We start from the raw sequence: 20,802 nt of genomic DNA, 5'->3' as shown, positions 1-20,802 counted from the left end.
CCGCACGCCATTAAGTGGAGATACCCATTTATTCGCCGCGCCAGGTCCGGTGGCGCTACCTACGTAGGCTGGGAAAGGCACGAAATCGCGAAAGGGGAATGCGGTGACCGGTGTCCTGGTGCAGCGTCGCGCGGAGCTCGCCGCCGCGGTCGGGGCCGTCCGCGTGGCGGGTGCGCCGCTGCACGTCGTGGGGGACACCGGGCACGGCAAGTCCCGGTTCGTCGACGAGCTGCTGGCCGACCCGGCGGTGCGGGACCGGCGCGTGGTGCGCGGGGTGTGCCAGCCGCCGTCGGTGGGGACGTTCGCGTACGGGCCGGTGGTCGACGGGCTGCGGGTCGCGGTGGCCGAGATCGGCGCGGTGCGGTTGAACCCGGTGGTGGGCGCGTTGCGCTCGGTGCTCCCGGAGGTCGCGGAGTTGCTGCCGCCCGTGCCGGATCGCGTCGACGAGGCGGCCGGGCGGCACCTGGTGTTCCGCGCGGTGCGGGAGTTGCTCGTCGCGCTGGCGCCGGTGGTCCTGGTCGTCGAGGACGCGCACTGGGCCGACGAGGACACCAGGGCGTTGCTGCGGTTCCTCATCAGCACCGTTGCGAATCGGGTCGCGGTCGTGCTCACGTACCGGCCGGGGTGCGGCTCGTTGGGTGTTCCCGGCACGCGGGTGGATCTCGGGCCGTTCACCCGTGAGGACCTGGATCCGCTGGTCCCCGACGCCGACGCGCTGCTGGCGCATACCGGTGGCGTGCCCTATCTGGTGGCGGCAGGGTTCTCTGTACCCGCGGCGGCGTACGACGATGTCGCCACTCGGTTGGAGGGGGCGTGCGCGGACACGCGGGCGGTGGTCGTCGCCGCTGCCGTGGTGGACGTGCCGGTGTCGACGCAGGTCCTGGCGCGGATCGGTGGGGTGTCGGGCGGTCGCGACGCCGTGGTGGCCGCGCTGCGGACCGGGGTGCTCGTGGAGCACGCGCCGGACGCCTTCCGAGTGGCCAACGGGGTGTTCCGGCGGGTCGTGTACGACGAGTTGACCGGGCCGGAGCGGGTGGAGTCGCACCGGCGCGCGCTGCGGGCGTTGCGCGGGATGCCGGGGGTGGCGCCGCGGGTGTTGGCGGAGCACGCCCGGTTGGCTGGACGGTTGGGGGAGTGGGTCGAGCAGGTGGAGGCGGTCATCACGGCCACGCAGGATTCCACTGCACCTGCGCGTGATTCTGCTGCGGGTGCTTCTGTTGTGGTCGAGGCGATCGAGCCGTTGCTAGCGGAGCCAGCACTGTCTGCCGCTGACCTGTGCCGCCTGGCGGTGCGGTACGCGGGCGTTGTCGGCGTTGGTGGTCTACCGGTGTTGACCAAGCTGGTCGGCGACGCCCGGTTGACCGAGTCGGCGCGCGCCGAGGTGCGGCTCGGTCGGGGATTGTTGTTGGTGCGCGCCGGGGTCTACGAGGGTGTGGGGGAGGTGCGGCGGGCCGTCGCGGGCTTGCGGCCGGAGGTCGCCGCGCGGGGGATGGTCGTGCTGGCCGCGCCCACGCTCGGGTCGCGGCCGCTGGCGGAGAACCTGGAGTGGATGGACCGGAGCGAGCGGGTGCTGGCGCGGTACCCGGAGGGTCCAGGGCGGACGACGCTGCTCGCGGCCGTGGCGACCAACCGGCTGCACACCGCGGACCCGGTCGCCTGGGACATGCTCGCGATGGTGCCCGCCCACGCGGACACGGCCGACCACCGCGCCATCGCCGAGGCGGCGTGCTGGATCGGCCACCGTGACCTGGCGCGTGCCCACCTGCGCCGCGCGCCAGGCCCGGCCGCGTTGGTACTCGACTTCCACAGTGGACAGTGGACCGGCCTGGCGGAGCGGGCGGCGGCGTCCCGGTCGGCCGAGGGGGCGCTGGTCCTGGCCTGGCTGGCGTTGGCGACGGGCGACTGGGCGGGGGCTGAGCGGAACCTGGCCGCGATCTCGGCGGACGCGATCGTGCCGGTGCTGCTCGCCGCGCACGCCACAGCCATCCGCATGTGGCTGCACCGCGACCGGTCGGAGGAGGTCGAGGACGCCGTCAAGCTGGGCTTGGGGTTGTTGCGGGACAAGGGGAACTGGGCGTGGGCAGGCGAGGTCGTGCCCGCGGCGGTCGCCGCGCTCTGCAGGCTGGGTCGACTGGACGACGCGCGTCGCCTCGTCGCCGAGCTGCTGCGGTGCACGGCGTCGATGAACCTACCGTCCATAGTGGCCGATGAGTGTCGTGGCCTGGTAGCAGAGGCCGACGGTGATGTGGAAACCGCGGCCGCGCACTACACCTTGGCCCGCCAAGGCAGCCCCAGGTACACCGCGACCCGCCACGCCGAGTCCACCGCCCGCTGCCGCCTGCGCACCCACCGCACCGCCGCCACCGCCGACCTGCTCACCGTCGTCGACACCCTGGAACACCTGGGCGCGACCCTCGACGCCAACCGCTGCCGCCACCTCCTGCGCGACAACGGCTCCATCCCCCACCTCCGCCGAGGTCGCCGCAGCTACGGCGACCAACTCTCCCCCCGCGAACGCGACGTCGTCCGCCTCCTGGCCCAACACCGCTCCAACCAGGACATCGCCGACGTCCTCTTCCTCTCCCGCCGCACAGTCGAACAGCACGTCGCCAACGTCCTGCGCAAACTCCACCTCGACTCCCGCCACGAGGTCGCCAGGACCTTCCCCGACACCCTCACCGTCAGTCGCCCACCGGCGTGATCTCCAGGTCGCCGAGGTAGTTGTCGGACGCGCTCTGCGGCGCCGCCTTTGTGTGCGGGTAGGTATCTATCGGAAACGGGCCTACCGACACCGTGACCGTCTACGCCGAGTGGGTCGTCCCATGGAGTCTGTCTTCCCTCGTGCGGAAAGGGTTGATGATCCGCGACTAGGAGCGTGCTCCGGACGACGTTGGCAGGGCAGGCGGAGCCCGTGGGTAGGCGACCACTCCGCTGTCCGGTTCGGCGGTGTTCGCGGAGCGGAGGTCCGGTGTCAGATGGTGCGCAGGACCGACACCACGGTGCCGAGGATGACAGCGTTGTCGCCGTCGATCACGTCGTAGGCATCGTTGCGCGGTTCGAGGTACACGTGCCCGTTGCGGTGGCGGTAGACCTTCACCGTTGCCTCCTCGTCGATCATCGCGGCGACGACCTGGCCCGAGTGCGCCTCGGGGCCCTGGCGCACCACGACGATGTCGCCGTCGCAGATGGCCGCGTCCACCATCGAGTCGCCGCGCACCCGCAGGGCGAACACGGTGCCCCGGCCGGTCAGCTCGCGCGACAGGGTCAGGACGTCGTCGACGTGCTGGTCGGCGGTGATCGGCGCGCCTGCCGCGATGTCGCCGACGATCGGGACGCCCACCGAGTCCGCGGGCACCGACTCCTGGGTGCCGAGGAAGTCGCGCACGTCGATCGGCCGCGAGACCGACGCACCCCGGCGCAGGAAACCCTTGTCCTCCAGGCTCGCCAGGTGCCGCGACACCGCCGAGGCCGACCGCAGCCCCACCGCGTCGCCGATCTCGCGGGTGCTGGGGGAGTAGCCGTGGCGGACCACCCAGTCCTGGATCGCGAGCAGGATGCGCTGCTGCCGCTCGGGCAGGGTCGAGGCGTCCAGGCCCCCGAACAGGTCGGTAGTCACCGCGCGATCGTAGCGGTGCGGTCAGCGGAGGGTCACCGCGACGTCGTCGAGCACGAAGTCGGTGATGTTCGCCGTGTCGCCCCAGGTGGTGAACCAGATCCGGACCGTCTTGCCCGCGTGGCCCGACAGGTCCACTGTGTACTGCTGGTACCCGGCGGGCGCGGTCTTGCCCAGCACCGTTGCGAGTGTCTTGCCATCGATGCGCACGTGGAGCTTGTCCCAGTCGTCCTTCGCGCCCTGATGGGTGACCTTCACCCAGAAGGTGAGTGTCGACCACGCGCACTCCTGCGGGATGCGGACGTCCTCGGGGACCGCGTGGTTTCCCATGGAGGTCGTCGTGGGGATCTTCACCGCCCAGCTCCCGGTGCGCGGCGCGTTGACGCCCGTCCACCGGTCGACGTAGTACCCGCTGGTCCACCACACCGTGTCACCGCTCTCGAAGCCGGGGTTGGCCAGCTTCTGGCCGCCGGACGGGCAGGTCCACCCCGGTGGGACAACCGTGACCAGGAACCGGACCGTCGTGGTGCGGTTCGCGCTGTCCTTGGCCGAGACGGTCACCGGGCTGTTCACCAGCGTCTGCGTGGGCGTCCCGGAGATCAGACCGGTGCTCGCGCCGATGCTCGTCCCGGTGGGCAGCCCGGCCGCCGACCAGGTGTACGGGGCGGTGCCGCCGCTCGCCGCCACCTGGATGGTCATCGGCGTGCCGGTGCGTTGCGCGCGGTAGCCGGGGTTGGCCACGATCGGGTACCCGGGCCTGCTCCCGGTGCCGACGACCACCAGCCGGTTGGGGGAGCCCGGCCCGACATCGGTGATCTTGCCCGGCGTGGCGTCGAGCACCAGGTGCGCGGCGACCTGCGCCGGTGTCGTGGCAGGGTCGACCGCGAGCAACAGTGCGGCGGCGCCCGCCACGTGCGGTGCGGCCATCGACGTCCCGCTCAGGGTGTTGGTCGAGTCCGGGTAGCTCTTCCAGGCCGACGTGATGCTCTCGCCGGGTGCGAACAGGTCGACGCAGGTGCCGGTGTTGGAGAACGACGACCGGTCGTCGCCCTCGCTGGTCGACCCGACGGTGATCGCCTCCGCCGTCCTGGCCGGGGATTGCTGGCACGCGTCGGCGCCGCTGTTGCCCGCCGACACCGTCGTGGTGATCCCGTCCGCGATCAACCGCCGGATCGCCGCGTCGAGCACCGGGTCCGCCTCGCCGCCGAGGCTGAGGTTCGCCACGGCGGGCCCTGAGGTGTGGTGCGCGATCACCCAGTCGATGCCCGCCGCAACGGTCTCGGTCGTTCCGTTCCCGTTGCAGTCGAGGACCTTCACCGCGACAACGTTGATCCCCTTGGCGACACCGTGGCGCGCCCCGCCGATGGTGCCCGCGACGTGGGTCCCGTGGCCGTGGCAGTCGGCGTCCTTGCCGTCACCCGAGGTGTTCGTGCCCCAGGTCGCGCGGCCGCCGAAGTCGGTGTTCGCGGTGTAGACGCCGGTGTCGATCACGTAGGCGGTGACGTTCGACGCGGTGGTCGAATAGGTGTAGGCGTCGTCGAGGTCGCCGTCGCGCTGGTCGATCCGGTCCAGCCCCCAGGACGGCGGGTAGGTCTGCGTCGTGTCCGCGCGGACCCGCCTGTTCGGCTGGACGTACGCCACCGCCGGGTCAGCCGCCAACGCTTGCGCCTGCCGGGGCGTCAGGTCCGTGGAGAACCCGTTCACAGCGTGCCGGAAGGTCTGCCGCACGGCGTATTCGGCCGCGGGTGCCCGACCGTCCTTCAGGACGACCACGTAGCCGCTGCTCGCCTCCGCCGCGGCCGATGGCGTCACGCTGACCAACCCGACAACGACGGCCATCGACAACGAAAGTGCCTTGCCCACCCCGACCTCCCCGTTCGCGCTGCATCGCACGCTAGGAACGGCGGTGCGGGCGCGACCGGTGATCAGCGGGCCATCACCGGAATGCCGCGGCTCGTCACCCGTTCAGTCCAGGACGACCTCCGAGACCGGGCGCCGCGGGGTCGTCGTGCCCGAGTGGCCGTACCCGATCCGCAGCACCAGGTGCGCCGCCGCGCCGACGTGCGCGCTGAGGGCGTCCCGGGTCGCGGGCACCTCGATCGGTTGGGACAACGGCGATACGGCGAGTCCGGCCGCGCACGCCTGCAACAAGACCGCCTGGAGCGCTTGACCTGCCGCGAGGTGGTCGCTGTGGGTGTCGCCGACCGTGGTGAGGACGCCGAGCAGTGGCAGGCGCTCGAACGGAACGGCGGGAGCGGGCGAACCCAGCTCCCGCAACACGATGAGTGTGTCCGGTGTGGAGGGACGGCCGGACGCGGCGACCGGGACACCGTCCGACCGGCCCTGGCGGCCGATCCAGGCGTGTACTTCGTCGACGTGCGCCGAGTCCTGGCTGAGCACGTGGTCGGCGCGCCGAACCAGGTCCGCGACCGCGCCCACCTCGGCGGGCTGGTCCATCAGGTGCAGCTGCGCACCCTCGACCGTCGCCGCGCGCATCAACGCCGTCTTCGCCGGAGACGGGACCGGTCGGTCCAGGAAAGGTCTGCGGTTGGTGTGCCTGCGCCACACGGCTTCCGAGAGTGCGCGTTCGTGCGGCGTCGGCCGGTACTTCCCGTCGAGCAGCACGGTGGCCAGCAGGTCCGGCCGGGTTCTGTCGGGCAGCACGTGAACCTCGGTGCGGTGGCCGGACACGGCCAGGGCCAGCCGCAGCGTGTGCAGCGCGGCACCGCAACCGACCCGGGCCTCGTGCGCGTCGGGATCGGTCACGGTCATCACCCGGGACCGGTCGAGCCACAGGTCCACCCGGTCCGGGTGAGCGGCGAACAGCCAGGGCTGGGTGTTGAACGGCGACGGCGCCCGCACGGCGGCCGAGATGGCGGCGTGCACGGTCGAAACGGTGGTGGACATGACTTCCCTCCCGTGTCACCACCACCCTGCCGCGCCCGACCACCGCGCGGTACCGGCCGCTGGCCCTGTGACCGCGGGACCTTGGTCCCGTGCGCCGGGTCCGATGTGGACGCCAATCCCGGGACCAACGGTGGTGCTGCCGGGCAGGCCAGGACGCCTAGCCTGGGGATCACGCCGAACGAGGAGGTCCGCCATGCGCGCCCGCGACGTCATGACCAGCCCGGTGGTCACGGTGACCCCGACGACGACCGTGAAGCACGCCGCCGAACTGCTGGATTCCCACGGTTTCACCACCCTGCCGGTGGTTTCCGCCGACGGCGGACTCCTCGGCGTCGTCACCGAGGCTGACATCGTCCGCGACCGCTTCCCCCGCGATCCCCGCTTCCGCCACCTGCACCCCGCCGCGGTACCACCCCCGAACACCGTCGCCGGGATCATGACCACCCCGGCTCCCCGCGCCGCCGCGGGCACCGACATCGCCGACCTGGTCACCACGATGCGCGACAACGCCCTGCGCGCCCTGCCCATCGTCACCGGCGATCGCCTGGTGGGCATCACAACCCGCGCCGACCTGCTCCACCTGCTGACCCGCGACGACAGGGCCCTCGCCACCGCTCTGCGCCACCGCCTGACCCTCTACGGCGACCCCGCCCGCTGGACCATCGACGTGACCGACGGCACCGCCACGATCACCGACACCCACGACGACCCCACCGACCACCACGTCGCCGAGGTCCTGGCCACCTCGATCCCCGGCATAACCTCGGCCAGGGTCACCCGCGTCACCGGTTGAGACCGAACCGACTCCGGTGGAAGACCAACGGCAGCGGGTGCTCCACGTGCGCCACCGCGTGCAGTCGCAAGAGGACGATCGTGTGATCCCCAGCCTCGATGTGCCGCTCGATCGTCGTGTCGAACCAGGCCACCCCCTCGGTGAGCGTCACCGCACCGCCAGGCCCCGAGGTCTGATCGAGAACGACACCAACGGCGGCTCGAACGACACGGAGGTGAACGAACTGGCCACCAACCCCACCACCCGCCCCCCGACCCGAGCCACCACCGCCACAACCCCACTGGGAAACGCCCCGAACGCCGCCCGCAACCGCCCAGGCCCCACCCCCACCCCCAAAGCCCCACGCGCCCCCAGCACCCAAACCTGCGGCGAGTCAGTCACCCACCCACCCTCACCCACCACCCACAACCAAGTCCAACAACGTTTCCCGATCACCACCCATGACAACTCGTGATGGTTCCCCGGCAGGGTGATACAGAGCAGCGGATATTGCCGTGATCGCTTGAGTGCACTGAAGACGACTGGCTTCTGGTTCGTTACTGCGAGTCGACATCTGTGGGCCGCGCTGAAGCGGGCCGATACGGCCCGAGCTGTCCGATGCCGTCTCGCGGAGGGGAGGGCTAGGTCTGTCTGTTCGGACCTCGGTCATCACTCAGCGGGCTCGTGAGCAGAGGTGTCTCTGTACTCGTCCCCGGGCGGACGGCTGCCGAGCATGAACTCGCCCACGCTTGCTTCCATCAGGGGGTCGGCACCGATGGCGGCGGTGAAGGCGGCAGCGTCTCCGCCGCCGAGCCCGCAGGGGGCAAGCCCCATCGCTGTGGCGACGAGGTACATGGTCTGGTAGAGCACGCCCACGTGCTTGAGCACGATCGAGTAGGGCATCTCTTCGTAGGTTCGCATCAGCCTGCCGAAGCGGGCCGAGATGACTATGAGCACCTGGGGCCTTGTCTGCACGACCGCAGTGTGCGCCGCGGTGCGCAACAAGCGGGTGACCTCGTGACCGGGTCCTCGGGCCATCCGGAGCTGGTGGGCGTGGGAGTCGTAGTGGTACATCCCCGGGGCTAGTCCCTCGACCTGTCGCACGACCGGGTACAGCTCCAGCTCGGCGACGCCTCCGCCGGAGGGCAGTGGGCGGCTCGCGTACTCGATTCCGTCGGCCACGAACGTACCGCGAACCCGAGCGCACCGGAACAGGAACTCGCCGAGTTGGTCGGCGGTCATCGGGCTGGTGTCGTCGTGCACCCGCACCGATCTGCGCTCTTCCACCGCAGTGGTCAAAGTCGTGTCCTCCAGGCGAAGCGCCGCCAACTCGGGTCGATAGAGTTCGATGGCGGGGGCGGAGAAGGACGTCCTGCGAGCGGGCAACAGATCCATCGCACCATGCGCCCACTGGGTGCGGCCATACCCGGCGCCGAAGTACCCTCCATTGCCCCTCCTGCTCCGCTGGTGGAACCACAGCTCATGGGAGCGCCACTGGCTGCTGGCCGGATTGGTTTCCTCACTCCCCGCCGGTACGAGCAGCCCACTCAGGCGTAGGTCCTTCTCGAACCTGGTGCGAACACCCGAGGCAGACCCCCCATCCGCGCCCATCAAGATCGCGGCCAGCTGCGGGTCGTGGATGTGCATCTGAGCCCAGGCGACAGGTGACTCCACTACCAGGCCATCGCCTTCGCGCCGCATCACGGCGAACCTGGACAACACCAGCTCGCACTCCGAGGTGACCGTCTCGGCGGGGGGCGGGTCGAGCGGTAGGACCGTGTACAGAGCGCGGTCACCCTCGTACACGATTGTGGTCAGCCAGCCGCCTGCCCGCAACGCCCGCACCAGGGGCGCGGGCTCGTCCACGCCCTGGCTGAGGTCCATAGCGGAGCACGGACCTGCGGCCAACCGCTCGAGGGCTCTAGCCTGGTCCTCGGAGAGCTTGCCGAACGACTCGTCGTGCTGCCAGAGCTGCCACCGCACGAGGTGGACCTCCTCGGTCGCCGACCTCGCGCTGAACACCCCAGGGCGTAGCTGGAACATCTCGGTGTACTCGCTGGTCGTGGCAACGTTCACAGGGCTCGATCGCATGGTGTCACCTGGTTTCGGGCAGGGGGGCGTTGACGCCGTACGTCATCATGCTGAGCGCCGAGACACCGTGGAGATCCTCGACTGCACTAGCGGCGAGGTGGCATAGCTGAAACCGCTCCACGGGCGCCACGCCCAGCCTGCTCAGGTGCAGGTAGGTGTAGTTGATCATGAGTCGGTAGAGCAGGAAGCCTGCCGACTCGCGTACCTCCAGCCACCGCGGGTTGGCGAATCCTGCCTGGTGCAGTGGACTTCTCCGGGCCAGGTCGAGTTCTGACCTAGCGTCGCCTTGGGGCATGGCAAACAGTCCTTGGTCCATCAGCCGCGTTGCCCGGCCCTGGTAATCGTTGAGGACCTCGACCCAGGCGGTGATGGGTGACTCCGCCGCTCCGCCGTTGCCCAATCCGGCTGTCACGTTTCGCAGGCGGGCGAGTAGAGCACTCGAGTGCAGCCGGTAGTGGTCGTCCCATGCGGGACGCAGTCCGGTGCCTTCGGGGAAGGTGCATAGGAATGCCTCCGCGTGCGAACGGTACGACAGGCACCCTCCGGTGATGCCCACTCCGGACAATGCGTGCGCGACCGCGACCATCAGGTCGAACCCCAAGGCCAGGCGCGCGCTGCCCCGCGGTACTCGTTGGGTTGTCTGCAGGGCTAGTTCCGTCGTGTCGGAGTAGAAGTCGTCCAGTAAGTCCGCCATGGCGAGCCCGCCGTGCACCTCCACTCGCGGGGTCTGGTCAGCGACGTGGAACGAGTTGTCGGGATGCCAGGGCACCAAAGCGCCAGGTTCTTGTTCCAGATCCGCCAAGCGTTGGTGTGCCGTCAAGAACGAGTCAGGGTCCAGCTCGCTCGTGGAGGGACGAGCGGCCAGGAAACCGCCGATCACGTCCTCGACCGCAGGGCGCACAGCCCGTGCGAAGGCCCGCTCCGTGCAGCGAAAACGCAACCGCAGGTGTGGCCCGAGGCGCCAGTGCCTCGTGTAGTACATCCCGGTCACCACTCCGGCGAGCCGTTGGAACAGCGGGCGTATGCCACCGATGATCAAGGGATCCGGATCGTCGTGGTAGTGGATGTGCACCGCGTGCCACTGAGTCACGTCACGTCCTCCATGGAAAGAGTCTCGAGCGCGTTGAGCAGGCGTACCCGGATAACGGCTTCCTCGGCGATGGAGACGCCGAGCCGGTTGCACAGGAGATGGGCGCAGATGTCGATAACAGGAAGCACGCGTAACCGCGGCTCGATGGTCGAGGCCGCCTCGGAGCCCTCCCAGCCGCGGCTCGGTGGGGAGAAGGCCCCGCTCGCCACCTCTGCTGCGAGCTCGTCCACCAGAGTGGCCGCGGATCGTGCCCAACGCACGAGCAGGCCATCATTGCGCAGTCCCGGTGCGTGAGCGGAGAGGGCGAACATATGCCGGGCCAACCGGACGACCTGGCCGTGGCCGCGTTGGACCAGGTCCTTCTCCTTACCCAACAGGGTATCGGTGTACCTCGACACAGTGATCGCCCGCCGTAGCCGACCAGGGTCTGGCTCAACGCTGAACCAAGCCAGCATGATCATCGACGCTGCCGCGGTCGTGCGCTCATCCGGTGATAGCCCCCGGGCCAGCATGGCTAGCGCGATCCTGCTGGAGTCGCCGAAATGCCGTTCAGCTGCAGCCAGCGAGGCGCCGCGTCCATACCTCTCATGCTCGGGTTGATAGGGGATCAGCGCAACGGAGTTGTTGGGGTACAGCTGCTCGACGTGCGATGGGACCCCTTCCCACTCGGCCAGTGACGCGGCCAGAGCGCCATACTCCTCCTGCGACATGGTGTGGTTCGCAGGCGACCTGGCGAAGAACTCGCTGAACCGGCTGGTGATGAGATCCTCGACCAGGCGGCGCTCGGTATCCGGGCCGGGGCGTACCCGGAGTCGCAGGTGCGTGCCACCATCCCAGTAGCGCAGGAAGAAGAAGTCGTCCACGAGCCGCCTGCCACGCAGGTCATCGAGGATGCCCGGGAGCCCTTGCACGATGAGTGTGTCCAAGTCGCCTTGGTAGAACGCGTGTGCGCTGACGTATCCGGTGTCATGCATCGTGGTCGACCTGCCCGGTGAGCTCGACGAGGAACTCCGTTGCTCGTCGATCGTCCTGACCGGTGGCGGATGCTCCCGCGTGTGAGGGCAGAACTTCCTCGAACACCACGGCTTGAGCCGAGTCACGCAGCATCTTGTCGAAGGCCATCACCAGGTACCAGTTGGCGAAGTCCACGTAGACAGGTTTGCGCGACTTGTCGAAGACCCAGTTCTCCCACCCGTTCGGCCCGAGTTCGTGACTCGTCGACAGGCCGGTCCACACCCGGACGAAGCACTGCGCCGGGATGGACGTGGTGTGCAGCCAGTCGACCAACCGGAGCAGGTGGGAGTCTGCGCTCTCTCCCTTTTCCCGAACGGGCACCTCGGTGATCGGCACGACCCATCGCTCACGTTGCACGACAACCCGACCGACCGTGATCCGGGGATGGTGCACGATCCCCGCCGGGGTGGTGAGATCGCTGTGGGTCGCCACCAAAGGGATGCTCGGGTGCACGTAGTGGGTGGCACCGAATGCCTGTGTCAGCAGCCGAGCGACCGGGGGGAGCAAGAAGTCCGACATCATCCCCACGTGCAGGGATCGGACGTCTCGGCCGAGCGCGGGGGAGAACAGGCGGACCAGTTGTGACTCGGGGTCGTGCACCACGAGCAGTTCACCCAGCGTGATCCGTTCCTCGGCCGGGCGGCCGCTGACCGCCAGCGGATAGTCGATCTCGTACGGCAGGCTCGCTACGCGCCGGTTGAGCGCCGAGACCGCCAGGCCACCTAGCTCAGCGTCCACAGGTGTCCCGACCGCGTTGTGCTCGATGGCGAGCGGAGGTGTGGTTCCGCCCGCATCTTTGATCAACTGCAATGACCTGCTGCGGCCACGGCCATGCCCGGTGTGGGCCGAGTTGAGGACGAGGCCCATCTCCTCCCCGGGAAGGAGTTGCACATAGCAGGCCAACGACCTGGGTGCTGCGATCCACAGTGGCCACGTCGCGATCATCTCGCTCAACAACACGGGATCGACCTGCGTGGCAGTGGGTGCCCGCGTACCGCTCAGCAGCGCGCCACGAGCCTGTGCACGTACTCGATTGAGCTGCCGGAGCCGGGCAACCGGGCTGTGGGCATCCCCTGTCATCTGATCGAGCGGCGAGCTGCTGAGAAATCGCACGATCTCCTGCTCGGCGTCGCTCATGCTCGATGACGGGCCCGCTGCCACCGATTCCTGGACGGCCCGGTGGACCGCCAAGAGGGGGACTCGCGCACCCTGGCCGAACCGCTCTCCGACGAAGGTGCCGAGAACGATCCGAAGGGGTAGCGCCAAGTCAAAGGGTGCCATCCACCTGCGAACCACATCGAGGTCGTCCAATGCGGGTTGCCAGTGGGCCGTGGAGCACTCGACCACCGGACTGGTGAACACGGCGTTCTCACGGAACATGAAGCTGCCCTGCCTCTGGGTGTGGTCCAGTGGCAGGCCCAACCCGGTACCAAGGTCGATCACAGCCTGCTTGAGCTCGTTCTGGCGGGCGACCTGCGCCTCGACGTCCGGTACCGGCACCGACGCCCGTAGTGCCCTTCGGACGCGTTGGAGCAAGGACACGATGTGGGTGAAGTCGTCTCCGCCAACGGTCGTAGTCCAGTCGCACAGCACCTCGAGCGGGTCCAGTTCCTGGTCGGTGAAGGGGAGCTGGCGCTCCAGCAGACCCGCGTCCAGCAACGCCCCGAGAAACAGCCGTACCACGGCCGGGTCCGCGCCGTCCGACAGACGTTCGTGCAGTTCGGTGAACGACGTGGGCGGGTGTTCGGACAAGATCTCAAGGCACGCGCGCACGGCGGCATTCACGGGCATGGTGACTATCGGCTCCCGCGGCGATGGCCCGGTGAACGTCACCCGGTTGTCGCTGACCGTGGCGCTTGGATTGACCCGAACCGTCAGGAACGGGGCTAGCCTGGGGTCTTCACACAGCAGACCGCTCAGCTGGCGTAGGAGAAAACCGTCCAACTCAACCACACCGGCGACGGACGCGTTCGTGAAGTGCGCGGCGGCACCCGCCTCCGTCCACGTCCCGGCGCCGGTCACGGTGAACGTGCTGTAGGGGCTGGTCTTCATCGCAGCCCGGGACATGTACTTGACCAGCCGGACCATCACCTGCTCACGAGGCCGGTGTTGCGGGTCGGCCAGCCACTTGTCGAGCTCGGCGTACAACGTCGCGCTCGCTTGCGACAAGGCCCGGCGAAAGCCATGTTGTGCGCTCTCGTAGCGCAGCACCTCCTGCTTCTCGCACCGCTCTGCGGCCAAGACATCGGCGAGGCCAGCACGTTCCCGTTCGTGGCGCCGCAGGTCGGTGACCCATGCCGATACCCTGGCGGCGATCTCCGACGGGAGCGCTGAGCACGTGGTGTCGTTCCACTCCTTGGCGGCAGGTGGTCTCATGCTGTGCAGAGCTCGCCGCAATCCGACCAGCCCTGGCTTTCCGGCAGCGTCCGCCAGCTCACCGATCACCGAGTACAGCGCGTCCGCCAGTGTGGTGCCTTCCGCGACGAGACGATCACGCGATCGGACGATCTCGGTGGCCGCGGCGAAACTCTGCTCGAACCGCAGGCGGTCCAACGAGTTCAAGGGCAGTCCACCACGGCGGACGATCAGCGGGTTGGCCACCCGGGTCCCGTTGTGCAAGGTCGGTAGCGTGCTCATTCCGTCTCGATTCCCCGTGTCCGGCGGTGACGACCCGGTCGGGTCGGTGAAGATCACCGACCCGACCGGCTCTTCTCAGCTGCTACTGCACGAGATGGTCGACGTGCTGCAGACGCTAGGGCAAGGCACGGAAGCGCCGTTCTCCACCATGCCGTGGCCGGAGGTCAGCGACTCGATCGTCAGGCCGTTCTGGCCCAGGTCGAAAACGTCCATGGGGAGGTTCTCGAGATCGAAGTCGAGGTTGGGTACGCTCATTAAAGGCACTCCTCTCGTTCATGGCGGTGAAACCGCCGAGATCATTTTTGCACGTCTCCAGATGGCACAGACCGTCGTTTTCCCTCTGGCGACGATATTCGTGAGGATCTGTTGAGCAGTGCCGCGCCGAGTCGAGTCAGGCGGTGGGTGACATGGCGTCCGCTTTGGGTGCTGATGATGAGTCCGGCGTGCCGGAGGACAGCGGTGTGCTTGCTGACAGTCGCCGGGGTCATCGCCACGATTCTGGCCAGCTCACCCGTGAAGCGGTCACGGGCGACCAGGTGTTCCAGAATCGTGGCCCTGGTCGACCCCAGCAGCGCCCGCACGTCTCGCTGGTCGGCGTCGAGCTTGTCCTCGTGCCATGACCAGCCGGTTCCGAGGTCGATCGGGTACACCAGTACCCGGGGTAGACCTTCGTCGACCGGCATCACAGGTTTTCCCTGGCAGAACAGGGATGGCACCAGTTGGAGCCCGCTTCCGCCCAGGTCCAGCACCCGGTCGACGGGGCTGTCCACCTCCAGGCGGGGAGGGTGCCACCGCACACCGTCGAGACCTGCCAGCACCTGCTCGGCGCCCTGGTCCGCGACCGTTCGGGCTCGCTGTGCGCGGTCCGCGTCGACCAGCGCCTGGACTCGGCCCCAGTGTGGGGCGATCACCGCGTCGTGGTAAGTGCCCAGCGCCCAACCGAGCCTCTTCATCGTGCCGAGATCACCACTGGCCAGTTCGTGGACGTGCCGGGGTACCGGTCCAGACCTCACCAGCATCGCAAGCTCGGACTTGACTCGACTGGGTGGTGTCTCCAGAACGGCATCAATTCCTGCTCGTACGCCACGATTGCCTGCGGTTGGCGTCAAGAAGTCCGGGACGTAGCCCTCGACCGGGACAAGCGGGGTGAGAAACCGCAAGGCTGATCGCACCAACTGATCCCGCGAGAGTGTTGTGTTGATACCCCGACGCCAAGCGTCGATGTGGATTCCGCAGACGGGCCTGCGCAAGGCTTGCAGGCTCAGCCGGGTCTCCCAAAGCGGGTCCGCGCTCGGTGCCATCCGTATGCGGAGCGCATCGTCGAAGGTCAAGAGCAATCGCAACATGGGAGGGTTCCTCGGGTTCGATCTCAGCCGTACGGGTGGGGAACGCGATGCGGTTCGCCGTCAGCTGGGGCGTCCCTCGCGAGGTTGGTCCGCTGGAGCGCGTTGCGTAGGCGGGGCATGTTCAACGCGCGTTGCTTGCGCCATCCGAAGTCGATCGGGAGTAGCCCCGGGGCGACCACGCGTACCGCGCGCAGGCCGATCGCTCGGTGTTCCGGCCGGGTCTGGTCCACGACCACGACGTCGTGTCCGGCTCGCGCTACCTGGCCGATGCAGTAGTCCAGGTCGTCGAGCAGGTCTAGACCGCGCGGGTCGACATCCGCGTAGAGCTCGCGCACCGGCAGCTTTCGGTTGGGTGCCAGCAGGAAGTCCGAATGCGTGGCCATCGCGGGTAGCCCGTGCACCAGTGAGTGGTCCATCAGGTCCACCACGTTTCCGAAGTCCGCTGCCATCCGCTCGACTGCTGGCAGTCGAGCGAGCACCCGGCCTGCCAGGTCCGGGGCGTAGGAGGCGACTTCGAACAGAGCGGACCGGATGGCGCCCACGGGGTCGAGGTCCGCGCCGGAGGCGAAGGTCCGCGCACCGGGCCCTCCATCGAGGCGAATCGCGACCGCGATGACCACGGGGATGGCCAGGTCGCTCCTGGCGTCGAACAGCCGGACGTCGAATCCGGCCAGCCGCACCTGTTCGACGGTCAACCGGATCTGTAGGTCGTCGCAGCTGGCCGGGTCGATCTCGGGCAATGGACCGCCGCCGTACCAGGCCAGCAGTGCTGAGTCCCGCTCGACCAGCTCGAGCAGCCCGTGCAGGGCTGCCTCCTCCAGATTCGCACCGATGGCACAACCGTTCGACGATCCGTCGGCGAACACCTGTCCGGTGGCGGCCTCGCCGAAGTACGCGATCTGCCGAGGAACCAGCACGGTTCGACCGTCGCGCACCGAATGGCCGTCGACCCACGAGATCGGCCGCTCCGGGTCGAAGGGCTTGTAGGCACCGGAATCGTGGTAGAACCCGTCGGCGTAGAGCCCGCAGTCGCGCGGGTCGACCGCGGGCTCGCCGACATCGACCAACCGCTCGATGATCTCCGAGCTGCTCGCTCGGTGGCGCACACCGGCATAGCGTTCCAGCCCTTCGAGCAGGGCCGCTGTCCGACTGTCGTCGAACCGGTTGGTCTGGCCCATCCACAGTATGTCGTGTACGCCGCCGCGGGCCTGCGTAGTGAACGAACCGAAGGCTGGAGCCGTGGTCGGCGAGGGGAGACCTAGCTCTACCTTCGCCCCGATGAGCCCGCACACCGAGTTGACCAGCGCCGAAACCGGTAAGTCGACGTCGGCGAGTGCGCTGGCCCGGAAGGTGTCCACGGCGTGCTTCTCGCGGGTTACCAGCCGGAAGTCGATCGGTGGATCGTGTGCGGGGGGTCCGCAAACCGAACAGGACGGGTCCGCAAGCAAGGCCATTCGCTCGACTCGCCCGGACGGCAGGTCGACGCGGTAAAGCGGCGCGGTCCCGGTCCCGGTCCCGGGCTTGGGACGACGGGCCCGCAAGCACAACCAGAGCTGCAGGACCGCCTCCATCATGAAGGGCGTGAGGTGGGGTGACCTCGCGATCCGGACCGACTCTCGTGGCTGGTCTGCCCCAGCTCGCTGCTCCCAGCGCAGGCGCAGACACTCGGCGCAGGGGCCAGTACCTCCTGGCGCGCGGATAGGCCCGAGGACCACGAGCCCCTCATCCAGGTGGATCGGCACCACCTCGTCGAGCGCGCTGGGGCGCGGTGAACCGAGAACACCGATGGCCGGAGCGATCACCTCTGATCTGACCAGTCGATCTCGGAAGTAGTCGGTGATGGCTGCGGCATCCTGGATCATCTTTGCCCCCAGGTCACCGGCAGGCTCTGCACCCCGTACACGGCGATGTTGCCTCGCACCGGCACGTCCTCGGCCGGAACCGCGAGTCGCAGGTCGGGAAATCGGCGCAGCAGGCGACCCAGTCCCACCCGCAGCTCGACTCGCGCCAGCTGTTGCCCGAGGCACTGGTGGATGCCGTGACCGAACGCGAGGTGCCGGTTGTGGTCGCGCCCGACGTCGAGTTCGTCCGGGTTGGTGAACTCCGACGGATCGCGGTTGGCCGCAGGCAGCGAGATGGCAACGGTGTCCCCCCGCTTGACCAGTTGTCCGGCGACCAAGACATCGGCGAGTGCACTGCGGGCCGGACCGATGTGGAAGATGCTGAGGTACCGCAGCAGCTCCTCGACTGCCTTGTCCACCAGTGGGGGGTCGGCACGGATCCGCGCGAGTTGTTCGGGGTGCCGCAGTAGGGCGAAGATCCCGTGGGCGATCATGGTGGCCGACGTCTCGTGTCCTGCCGCGAGGAGCACTATCGCCACCATGACCACCTCCTGCTCGGTCAGGTCTCCTCCGCCGACCAGCTCGCTGATCACGTCGTCGGTCGGCCGCAGCCGCTTCTCCCTGGCCAGCGCACTGAGCAGCCCTCCCAGCGACGACCACGCGGCATTCACTCGATCAGGCTGGGAGTCGAGGTCGAACAGCACCGCGGTGTCGCGCTGGAACCGTTCGCGCTGGGCATAGGGAACGCCGAGGAGCTCGCAGATGAGTATGGACGGGATCGGCAGGGCGAACGCGTGGACCAAGTCGGTAGGCGGGCCGTGCGCTGCCATCCGGTCCAGATGGTCGTCAGTGATTCGCTCGATTCGCGAAGCCAGCTCCCGCGTCCTGCGCACTGTGAACCACCGGGTCAGCAGCTTGCGTATCCGGGTGTGATCAGGCGGGTCCATTCGGGAGAACATGCCCGGAGGGGCTGTGGTCCCCACGCCGGTACCGCCGGGGACGGAGACTATCGACCTGGTCAGCTCCGGCCGATTGCTGAACAGTGGACTCGCTAGGATCTCTCGGGCCGCCGCGTGTCCAGTGACCAGCCATCCTCGATGGCCGTCGGGGAACCTCATCGGGACGACCGGTCCCTCATCGCGTGCCGATGCGAGCCCGGCGGGCGGGTCGAACGGATTCTCCCGGTCCATCGGCAGGTGCGGCAGCGTCATGTCTTCCTCCGCACGGGCCTAGGTCGATGTACTCTGTCTAATCGGCGCAGCAGGACTCGCACCGTGACCAATCCCAACTGGGCTACATCGGATGGCGTGGTGACCACCGCCAAGGCGTCCAGTCCGCGAGCGATCAGGTTCTCGTACAGTCCTGCCGGGTCATCATCTGCCGACAGTGCGCAGGCGGCGTAGATGGAGCAGGTGGGATGGGATAGGAGGGGATTGCCCGCGTCGAACGGCACACCTTCCCGCGCCAACTGGATGCGGCCGAGGAGATCTCGTAGCGCCGACACGGTTGCGGCTCTGGTGGACAGTGCCGCGCCGATACTCGTCAAGCCTGAATCACTGCTCCGAGCCCGCACTACTCGGTGTGCCATTCCTGGAGCCAGGTCGGTCAAGGTCGCTGTGACACCGAGAACAGCCAGTGTCCGCAGCAGGAAATCGATCTCCGGATCGAGATCGGCCTGCCGGAGGTGGATCTCCTCATGGGTGCCGCCGAGACTGTGATGAGCGAACGCGGTCAACAGTCCGCGTAGGGTGGCCTCGGCCGTGGTGGGACCGATTCCGTCACCTGCACCGGTGCGGACGAAGGAGCCACTGTTGTTGTGGACAGTCACCGGATGGACGGCCGCGGCGGGAACGAAGTGCGATGTCCGGGATAGCAAGGAGGTCATGGGCAACCAAAGGGAGAAGCGAGTGGAGGTCTGACCGGACCAGAGGAGAAGCTCGTTCGGGGGCACTGGTGCTGCCGGTTCTGCGACTCCGCCGCTGGTGAACCTGCTCGCGTGGACCAGTAGTGCGGCGTGGACGGCTCGCTGTCGGGCAACCGGTAGATGATGCGGGTCGAACGCGGTGATGGTCCGTCCGCACCTGGTCCTGACTTGCCCTACCTTGAGCGGTGACTGGGTTACCGAGGTGTCGTGGAACCCCGTCAACAGTCCCGTTGTGGGTGAGGTCGACCGGTCGAGTTCGCCAACGAGGGCACGGAGCATTAAACGGCTTGGTGCGCGAAACTGTGCGGCGGGCTCTTGCACGGCTCGCGCCGGTACGACGGGCACCGGTTCGGCTCTGGTGCAGAACGCACACGATGGGTGGCGCAACACTCGCTCGTGCGTGCATTCCAACGTGTCCAAATCGATCACCACCACGCCGCCGTCCGTCGGTGTGGGGATCCCTGTGAGCTTTCGGAACAGCTCGGTCCCCAGTGCGTTGCCGACGTAATCTGCCTGCGGCTGTCGCAACGGGGTGTCGCTTTCGCTCACCTCCAGTGTCAGCAGCAGGCAGTTCCAGCAGGACTCACCGCCTGGTCGAGTCGCCGGACCGAGCAACGCCTTGCCCGCGTGGGTGAGTACGGGCAGTACCAGCGGTGCGGGCGCGGTCTCCAAGGGGATGGCCGATCCGCACACGGCGTCAGCTGGCAATGGTTCAACCGGTGTCGTGATGACGGTGACGTTGCGAGCACCGTTGCGCATCAGGCTGTTCGCTGTGGCCCGATCTACCGCCCCGGCTCCGGCGACCTGGATGGTTGCGTTCTGGAACGCGAGGAACGCCTCTTCCGCGTCATCCCGGTAGTGTTCGATGAGGTCGATCTGCGTCGCGTACGAGGTGTTGCGCGGCCCTGATCGGGGCGACCGTGTGTCCCGGGCGAAACCGTGTTCGAGCAAGGTCTCCACGAACGCCGCCACCAACCTGCTCTTGTCGTCAGGCAGTGACGAGCACAGTTCGGCGACCGTCCATGCACCGGTGAGATGGGGGGCGAGCCTTGCGGCGAACGGGTAGGCGGCGGGGCCCTTGACCACGAGGTGCCCGTCGGGTGTCCGGATCAGCACCCCGTCGCCCGTGTCCGCGAGCACGACGTCATGACGAAGTCTGGGCCGTGCTTCGCCCGCGATGGCATTGTCCGCACCTGGTCTCATCGACTGCGTCCCCCCGCTGCTTCTAGTTTTCCAATGCCAGGCCAAGACCCACGATCACGTCGTGCCGACTTCGGCCACGTGAGATCGCTTCGACCGGGAACACGCTCACCGAGGTCGGTGGGTAGCCGATCAGGTCCACGACTCGGGTGACGGTTGTGATGCCATGTGCGTGTTCCAATGAGTCCCAGAGGTAGACAGCGCCCCACACTTGCTTCTCCGGGTTGCCGAACCAAACTTTCATCGCCATCCCGTCCAGCGTCGAATACGCGTCGACGGCATAGTCCTTGAGGTAGCCCCTGAGGCCTTCTACGGTGGCTTGCGAACGAGACAGGTCCCAAGCAACGATCTGGAGGTACATGTGATC

Annotated in this window: 17 protein-coding genes; 2 read left to right on the top strand and 15 right to left on the bottom strand. The window is 68.1% G+C overall.

Annotation, left to right across the window (positions count from 1 at the left end):
- The first annotated feature begins 103 nt into the window (after positions 1–103).
- Complete coding sequence (locus tag CLV68_RS19700; protein ID WP_121392252.1) at positions 104–2,701, top strand: helix-turn-helix transcriptional regulator; 2,598 nt, start codon at positions 104–106, stop codon at positions 2,699–2,701.
- Positions 2,702–2,971: 270 nt separating this feature from the next.
- On the opposite strand, the gene lexA is transcribed toward CLV68_RS19700, so the two are convergent.
- The 3 genes from lexA to CLV68_RS19685 all read right to left on the bottom strand — a co-directional run bounded on the left by lexA (position 2,972) and on the right by CLV68_RS19685 (position 6,520).
- Entirely contained in the window at positions 2,972–3,616 is a 645-nt protein-coding gene (gene lexA, locus CLV68_RS19695) for a transcriptional repressor LexA (RefSeq protein ID WP_121392251.1), read from the bottom strand.
- 21 nt (positions 3,617–3,637) lie between these two features.
- The gene (locus tag CLV68_RS19690) at positions 3,638–5,476 is read right to left on the bottom strand and encodes a S8 family serine peptidase (protein ID WP_246009982.1); all 1,839 of its coding nucleotides are present in this window, start codon (positions 5,474–5,476) and stop codon (positions 3,638–3,640) included.
- Positions 5,477–5,578: 102 nt separating this feature from the next.
- Positions 5,579–6,520: an Acg family FMN-binding oxidoreductase gene (locus CLV68_RS19685; RefSeq protein ID WP_121392250.1), complete on the bottom strand. Its 942-nt coding sequence runs from the start codon at positions 6,518–6,520 to the stop codon at positions 5,579–5,581.
- A gap of 193 nt (positions 6,521–6,713) precedes the next feature.
- Between CLV68_RS19685 and CLV68_RS19680 the strand changes: the two genes are divergently transcribed.
- A complete protein-coding gene (locus CLV68_RS19680; protein ID WP_121392249.1) occupies positions 6,714–7,313 on the top strand; it encodes a CBS domain-containing protein in 600 nt (199 codons plus the stop codon).
- Here CLV68_RS19680 and CLV68_RS36075 read toward each other — a convergent pair.
- The 12 genes from CLV68_RS36075 to CLV68_RS19625 all read right to left on the bottom strand — a co-directional run bounded on the left by CLV68_RS36075 (position 7,303) and on the right by CLV68_RS19625 (position 20,796).
- Entirely contained in the window at positions 7,303–7,464 is a 162-nt protein-coding gene (locus CLV68_RS36075; protein WP_246009981.1) for a flavin reductase family protein, read from the bottom strand. The two genes, CLV68_RS19680 and CLV68_RS36075, sit on opposite strands and share 11 nt — an antisense overlap.
- Positions 7,461–7,637 carry a flavin reductase gene (locus CLV68_RS36070; RefSeq protein WP_483902891.1) on the bottom strand — a complete coding sequence of 59 codons (177 nt, stop codon included), beginning with the start codon at positions 7,635–7,637 and terminating at the stop codon, positions 7,461–7,463. The genes CLV68_RS36075 and CLV68_RS36070 overlap by 4 nt, the downstream gene beginning before the upstream one ends.
- Before the next feature lie 324 nt (positions 7,638–7,961).
- A complete protein-coding gene (locus tag CLV68_RS19670; RefSeq protein ID WP_121392248.1) occupies positions 7,962–9,383 on the bottom strand; it encodes a SagB family peptide dehydrogenase in 1,422 nt (473 codons plus the stop codon).
- Positions 9,384–9,387: 4 nt separating this feature from the next.
- Complete coding sequence (locus CLV68_RS19665) at positions 9,388–10,473, bottom strand: thiopeptide maturation pyridine synthase (RefSeq protein WP_170224452.1); 1,086 nt, start codon at positions 10,471–10,473, stop codon at positions 9,388–9,390.
- Positions 10,470–11,447, bottom strand: a complete 978-nt coding sequence (locus CLV68_RS19660; RefSeq protein WP_121392247.1) for a lantibiotic dehydratase C-terminal domain-containing protein — start codon at positions 11,445–11,447, stop codon at positions 10,470–10,472. Before CLV68_RS19660 ends, CLV68_RS19665 begins: the two co-directional genes overlap by 4 nt.
- Positions 11,440–14,088 carry a lantibiotic dehydratase gene (locus CLV68_RS19655; RefSeq protein WP_170224451.1) on the bottom strand — a complete coding sequence of 883 codons (2,649 nt, stop codon included), beginning with the start codon at positions 14,086–14,088 and terminating at the stop codon, positions 11,440–11,442. Before CLV68_RS19655 ends, CLV68_RS19660 begins: the two co-directional genes overlap by 8 nt.
- A 111-nt stretch (positions 14,089–14,199) precedes the next feature.
- Entirely contained in the window at positions 14,200–14,379 is a 180-nt protein-coding gene (locus CLV68_RS19650) for a thiomuracin/GE37468 family thiazolyl RiPP peptide (RefSeq protein ID WP_121392245.1), read from the bottom strand.
- 41 nt (positions 14,380–14,420) lie between these two features.
- The gene (locus CLV68_RS19645) at positions 14,421–15,470 is read right to left on the bottom strand and encodes an ArsR/SmtB family transcription factor (RefSeq protein ID WP_121392244.1); all 1,050 of its coding nucleotides are present in this window, start codon (positions 15,468–15,470) and stop codon (positions 14,421–14,423) included.
- A gap of 23 nt (positions 15,471–15,493) precedes the next feature.
- Positions 15,494–17,332 (bottom strand): TOMM precursor leader peptide-binding protein, encoded by a 1,839-nt coding sequence (locus CLV68_RS19640; RefSeq protein ID WP_121392243.1) that lies wholly within the window; start codon positions 17,330–17,332, stop codon positions 15,494–15,496.
- The gene (locus tag CLV68_RS19635) at positions 17,329–18,141 is read right to left on the bottom strand and encodes a cytochrome P450 (protein WP_342772786.1); all 813 of its coding nucleotides are present in this window, start codon (positions 18,139–18,141) and stop codon (positions 17,329–17,331) included. The genes CLV68_RS19640 and CLV68_RS19635 overlap by 4 nt, the downstream gene beginning before the upstream one ends.
- A gap of 377 nt (positions 18,142–18,518) precedes the next feature.
- A complete protein-coding gene (locus CLV68_RS19630; RefSeq protein WP_121392241.1) occupies positions 18,519–20,438 on the bottom strand; it encodes a TOMM precursor leader peptide-binding protein in 1,920 nt (639 codons plus the stop codon).
- 22 nt (positions 20,439–20,460) lie between these two features.
- Positions 20,461–20,796 (bottom strand): hypothetical protein, encoded by a 336-nt coding sequence (locus CLV68_RS19625; RefSeq protein ID WP_121392240.1) that lies wholly within the window; start codon positions 20,794–20,796, stop codon positions 20,461–20,463.
- Positions 20,797–20,802 lie beyond the last annotated feature (6 nt).

Source organism: Actinokineospora cianjurensis, assembly GCF_003663795.1.
In the GTDB taxonomy this organism is placed as follows: Bacteria; Actinomycetota; Actinomycetes; order Mycobacteriales; family Pseudonocardiaceae; genus Actinokineospora; species Actinokineospora terrae.
Note: the sequence above shows the minus strand (reverse complement) of the source record. Positions and strands in the feature narration are given on the sequence as shown.